Genomic DNA, 5,177 nt, shown 5'->3' on the forward strand with positions numbered 1-5,177 from the left:
AGAGAACGATTCCACTTGTGAATTAGATAATTTGGTTAAAGATGTAAATTGTAGGATCAATGTATACATCCTGATTGCTAAAGAGTTGCCTGAATTCCTCCTTATAATTATTGGAAAATAGGATGTTATGCAGGTCCAATCCTGGAAATGGTTTATTGATTCCCCAATAAAATACCAGTGCAGAGGAAGAGAGGTTTGCGGGTTTTATCGGAATCGGTTTGGATTTGAGGATGTTGCCATAAAGAGTATGAACATCTACATCGCTGACGATGAAGTTGAAGGGATAACTGCGGGTTCCGGTAAGGATGCCTGTAGCATTCCTGCCCGAAAATAGGATCTCTTTTACAGGTTCATTGAAATGAAAATTAACTCCGAGGCTAATGGCCAGTTCATAAAGGGAGGATACGATCCCATACATTCCATTCTCGGGGAAAAAGGCTCCGGTATTGTGTTCCAGGTGTGCGATCATATTCAGTGTTGCGGGTGCCTGATAAGGATCTGAACCCGTATAGGTGGCATAACGGTCAAAAATTCTTACCGTCTTCGAATCATTGAATGTTTTGTTGTTCCTGGAATGCATGCTTCGGAAGGCATCGATGGAGCCGACATGAATAAAAGCTTTCAGGAAAGATCGTTGTGTGAGGTTGGAAAGTTTATGGAGTGCCCGGTTAATAAATACATTTTGGGTAAGGTTGTAAATGTTTTCTGCTTTTTCCAGAAAACCCAGGACACTTTGCGCGCTATCCCGGGTTTTGTTTTCAATCTCAGGTCCAAAATCTTCGGGTTTGCGAAAAGCTTTGATCAATGTACCATCTTCAAACAAATAGTTACAAAGAGTGTCAAGTTGCTCATAGGTAAAATGTTCTTTGGGATCTTTTCCAGCCAGGGTATAAAGTTCATCTACCAGCCAGGGCATGGTAAAAAGGGAAGGGCCCATATCGAATCGGAAACCTGAATCGCGGAGTTCCGAAAGCTTTCCGCCAGGCCAGGAATTTTTTTCAAAGACATGAACATCGTGCCCTTTAGCAGCTAACCTGATAGCTACAGCAAGACCGGCAATTCCAGCTCCTATGATCCCTGTTTTTTTCGACATGTAACTAAAATGTATTTGATGAGTATCGGGAAACATTAACACAACGTTACAGGCGACAGGTTACAAGCGACAACTCAACACTCATCACCCACACCTACACTTCCTGCAGCCTGTAACATGCAGCCTGCAACCATAGAGCAGGCAACTTGATATTAATCATTCCCGATACTCATTATGTATTATTCAAACAGAAATAACAGGATTATGTTTAGCAAAAGTCTCTATAAACAATCCCGTTAATGACTGCAACGATAGACTGCCTGTTCGAGAGCCTTTCCGAAATAATGTCTTTTTACATCTGAATCAAGGTATTTTTCAATTTCAACTTCGATAACCTTGAGGCGTGATTCGAGATTAATAATTTGTTCTTTATGCTGGGCAGCCTGTTCATCAGAAGATGGGGGATTTTCATTTATTTTGTTGATTTTACAAACAAAGGATGCTTTTTGGTTTGCATAATCTTCGAGCATTTGGATTTCAGCTACACTTAATCCGCGTGATTGTCGGTTTTGCTGCCTCTCAGTATAATCAGGTGGCGGAGCGTTAAGAGTTTGTTGAGGAGGTTCTTCCTGAGCAACTTCCTGAGTTTGCTTGCAAGCCATGAAAGACCATGAGATCAACAGAACAAAAAGCAATATCTTTTTCATTATATGATGTTTTTAAATAATTTTTTAAGTATCAGGAATGATTAACAAATAGTTACAGGGTGCAGGGTGCAGGTTACAAGAAAATGATCCATTATGTAATCAATTTAGCTCTCTTAGTAAAACCGATAAATCTTTTTGTTTTTCCATTTTTGTCGAGCTTCAACTGCCGGTTATCCTGTAACTTGAAACATTAAGCCTGTAACTTAAGATTCACCATTTCAGATACTCATTTTAGAAAATATTCAATAGTAAAAGTAGAAAAAAAACAATCCCGGAATTAAGTAACAGAAGTTTCGAATTAAAATATTGCTATTGCATGCTAAAAATACGGTAAAGAAATCGATACGAAACTTCAGTTGAATAATAATTCAATCATTGTTTCTGCTTGAGTGGCATGTATGGATGAAGTTGAAACATCGGCATCTGAATCGTGTTTAACTGATTACTTTTTTCAGATTTTCGTAAACCAAGGGGAGGTAATCAATAAGTTTCCTTAATCTTTCTTTTGTTTCAGGAAGGTTGATCTCTGCTTTCAAGTGACCTTCAATCTCAAGGATTTCCTCATACAGGGCATGCATACCGAGATAGGGAAAGGAGGATTTCAGTTTATGGAGAATTTTAAGGGTTTCTTCGGGATCATCTTCCATGATTTTGCTGATACGCCTGAATCCTTCAGACGTATTCCGTATGAAAGCTTCAACGATGGATTTGATAAGGCCTTCCTGATAATTGTATATTCTACGGATCTCGTTCAGGTCGAAATCAGTTTGTTTAACGGATGTTTCAGTTACTTCATCTTCCTGCAGGCAGTTCTTTAACCGAAGGACCATACAGATCATGTTTTTCAGTTCTCTGGATGTAAAAGGTTTGGCAAGGTATTCATCCATACCGGCCTCAAGGGCTTTGTCGCGATCGTGAAACAATGCAAAGGCCGTTATAGCAATGATGGGGATGTCTTTCTTCGGGTGTATGAACTGGGTTCTTATGATATTAACAGCTTGAAATCCGTCCATAACAGGCATTTGGATATCCATAAGGATCAGGTCGAATTCCTTTTCTTTGAAAACATCCAAAGCTTGCTGTCCGTTCTCAACAATCGCGTACTGAAACCCGATTTCTTTTGCTTGTGCTTCAAGAACTTTTCGGTTGAACTCATTGTCTTCGGCAATTAAAACCCGGAGGTTGTTCCACCCATCCTGATTCCCTTCTTTTATCATTCGTGTTGCTATGAATACGTTAAAAACAGAATATTATGAGTTATAAGTAGATTACTCAACGATTTTAAAAGTAGGCTTTTTAGCAATAAAAAATCAGAAAGTCTGTAAAATTTATCAATTAATTATTGTTAATAAAATATTGATACCATTATAAAAGCCACCTGATATTGAGTTTACTTCCTCCAAACCGTCCTGTCAGTGTGCTATTGACTGATTCCTAGTTGTGTATGGAATTCATGTTTTAACAAATCGATGTTCATATCTTATTGAATGTGGAGCAAATAGCGCCTTACAAACTGCTTATATTTGGATATATTCTTTGTTACAATGGATTTCAGGCAAATGGGCATACGTGTATTAGCAGCAGACGATGATGAATTCATGCGATTAATCCTCTCCAATTTACTGAAGGAATCGGGGTATAATTTTTTTATCGCGGAGGACGGGCTGGATTTCATGGATGAATTCACCTTAAAAAGTTATGACATTATTTTATTGGATATAAACATGCCGGGGCTTGATGGATGGGATATCATCGGCAATATCCGCAAGGTATTTCCTGAGCCGAAAAGAAGTATTCCGGTTATTGCATTGACGGGACACAAAGGAGATGAACTTATCACCAGGTTGAAAAGTTCAGGTTTCAATTATTATCTGGCGAAACCTTTCCGCCGTCATGATCTGGATGAAGCGATCCGTATATGCCTTGGTGGCAAAGATGGTTTTATTGCCATTAAAAGCCAGGAGCAGAAGCAAGACAGCCTGATTGACACCAGCCAGTTGGAGCAGTTTGCGGAAGGGGATAAAGATTTTTTCAACAACATAATTGAGACTTTTCTATCGAGTGCTCCCAAAACCATTTTGAATTTAAGAAGCATGGCTTATGCTGGTGACTGGAAAGGGATGAAGGAAGAGACCCACCGATTCTCACCACAGCTAAATTTCATTGGAGCTCGCCTGATTGCGGATATTGTAGAGGAAATTGAAAAAGAGCTTTCGAAAAATCCGGCAAAGAATATCATGATGTCCCTGGTTGAAACATTGGATGCCAGTGTTGCCGAGGCCATGAAAAGATTAATTCTAATCCTTAACCAGGCACAATAACATGAGAATACTGATTTGTGAAGATGATGAGATGATTATGAAGATGGTCGAATTTAAAATGATCCGGGAGGGGTATGAGGTAACTGTAGCGAAAAATGGGAAGGAGGCTGCTGCCATTGTCAACGAGCAGGATTTTGATCTTATTATAACGGATGTATTGATGCCGTATATGACAGGTTTAGAGCTTATTAATCTTGTAAGGGAAAAACTGGGTAAGAAAACTCCTATTATCGTTCTTAGCAAGATAGGGCTGGAAGATACTGTATTGAAAGCATTTAAGATGGGAGCCGATGATTATATGGTCAAGCCATTTAGTCCGAGTGAATTGTCGATACGGGCAAAGCGACTTTTAAACAAATAATATGAACCATTGCAAATATCATATAAGCAATTACTTTTTCAGAAGCCTTTTCTTAATTCTGTTTTGGGGAATTTCTGCAGTCGTTACCGGGCAGGAGCTGCCTGTTGATTCAACGTACAAGCTGGCAAGGGAATGGGCATTGGCAGGGAAATATGACAGGGCCAGAAGCATTTGCGATCATATCCTGGATTCCATACCGGAACATTATGATGCGAGGATATTAATCGCACTTACCTTTTCCTGGGAACAAAACTACGACACTGCCCGGGCGATACTGCAGGAAGTATTGAATGACAAACCGGATTACTGGGATGCTCTGAATTCGATGACCGACATAGAATATTGGTCTCAGAATTATGATACAGCGCTTTATTTCAGTAACCAGGGGTTAAAATATTACCCAAAGGACCTGACATTCCTGGTGAAGAAGGCTAAGATTTTGATGGATCAGGAAGAATATGATGAGGCGGAACGGGTAATACTTGAAATCCTGGATCAGGATCCCAATAATGCTGAAGCGATGGCTTTAATGGAAAGGCTGGAGAAGGTCCGCATCCTGAATAAGGTCATGCTGGAATATGATTTTGAGTTTTATGAAGAGCCCTGGAGTCGGCGCTGGCACTTGTTTGCCATAAGTTATGAGAGAAAAACAAAGATCGGGAGCATTATAGGGAGGGTATATGCAGGAGATATGGTAAGGACCGGTGGAGATGCGCTTTTTAGCAACGGTGCGGTTTTTCAGTATGAACTTGAGG

At 39.8% G+C, this 5,177-nt stretch carries 6 protein-coding genes; 3 read left to right on the forward strand and 3 right to left on the reverse strand.

Annotated elements, in window-relative coordinates; genetic code table 11:
- Positions 1 to 22: 22 nt before the first annotated feature.
- The 3 genes from KKA81_10560 to KKA81_10570 all read right to left on the reverse strand — a co-directional run bounded on the left by KKA81_10560 (position 23) and on the right by KKA81_10570 (position 2,957).
- Positions 23 to 1,093: an FAD-dependent oxidoreductase gene (locus tag KKA81_10560; GenBank protein MBU2651366.1), complete on the reverse strand. Its 1,071-nt coding sequence runs from the start codon at positions 1,091 to 1,093 to the stop codon at positions 23 to 25.
- A gap of 236 nt (positions 1,094 to 1,329) precedes the next feature.
- Positions 1,330 to 1,740, reverse strand: coding sequence for a hypothetical protein (locus KKA81_10565; protein MBU2651367.1), 411 nt, complete (start codon positions 1,738 to 1,740; stop codon positions 1,330 to 1,332).
- 434 nt (positions 1,741 to 2,174) lie between these two features.
- Positions 2,175 to 2,957, reverse strand: coding sequence for a response regulator (locus KKA81_10570; protein MBU2651368.1), 783 nt, complete (start codon positions 2,955 to 2,957; stop codon positions 2,175 to 2,177).
- A 306-nt stretch (positions 2,958 to 3,263) separates the two neighbouring features.
- Between KKA81_10570 and KKA81_10575 the strand changes: the two genes are divergently transcribed.
- The 3 genes from KKA81_10575 to KKA81_10585 all read left to right on the forward strand — a co-directional run.
- Positions 3,264 to 4,061, forward strand: coding sequence for a response regulator (locus tag KKA81_10575; protein MBU2651369.1), 798 nt, complete (start codon positions 3,264 to 3,266; stop codon positions 4,059 to 4,061).
- A 1-nt stretch (position 4,062) separates the two neighbouring features.
- Positions 4,063 to 4,422, forward strand: a complete 360-nt coding sequence (locus KKA81_10580; protein ID MBU2651370.1) for a response regulator transcription factor — start codon at positions 4,063 to 4,065, stop codon at positions 4,420 to 4,422.
- 1 nt (position 4,423) lies between these two features.
- Positions 4,424 to 5,177 (forward strand): tetratricopeptide repeat protein (locus KKA81_10585; GenBank protein MBU2651371.1); only part of this gene is annotated, 754 nt, incomplete at its 3' end.

The organism is Bacteroidota bacterium (genome assembly GCA_018831055.1).
Lineage (GTDB): Bacteria > Bacteroidota > Bacteroidia > Bacteroidales > B18-G4 > M55B132.